Origin of the sequence: Halorubrum sp. SP9 (assembly GCF_005435015.1) — an archaeon.
Taxonomy (GTDB): domain Archaea; phylum Halobacteriota; class Halobacteria; order Halobacteriales; family Haloferacaceae; genus Halorubrum; species Halorubrum sodomense.
The window spans coordinates 1-311 of the sequence record NZ_SGXU01000570.1; the positions used below are offsets into that span (position 1 = coordinate 1).

The 311-nt window shown below is 67.8% G+C and carries 1 protein-coding gene; it reads left to right on the plus strand.

Features of this window, described 5'->3' with window-relative positions; all coding sequences use genetic code 11:
• A partial coding sequence (locus EXE45_RS18620) for an Lrp/AsnC family transcriptional regulator (protein ID WP_137695180.1) occupies positions 1–302 on the plus strand: 302 nt, incomplete at its 5' end.
• Between the last annotated feature and the right edge of the window lie 9 nt (positions 303–311).

Here is a 311-nt window from a genome sequence, read left to right on the forward strand (position 1 = left end):
TCGGCGTCACCGTCATCGTCGAGGTGCTCGCGAGCTACGAGGGCCCCTACGAGGAGTTCGCCGAGGAGCTGCTGGCGGTCGAGGGCGTCACGGAGGCGTTCTTCACGATGGGCGAGACGGACTTCGTCGTCCTCGCTCGGCTCTCCTCGTCGGACACGGTCGAGCGGCTGATCAGCGACTTCGAGGCGATCCCGCAGGTCGAGCGGACGAACTCGACGTTCACCATCGCGACGCTCCGCGACGAGTCGCGCGCGCCGGCGACGTACGACCTCGACACGCTGATCGAGGAGCTGACGGACTGACGGCCCACT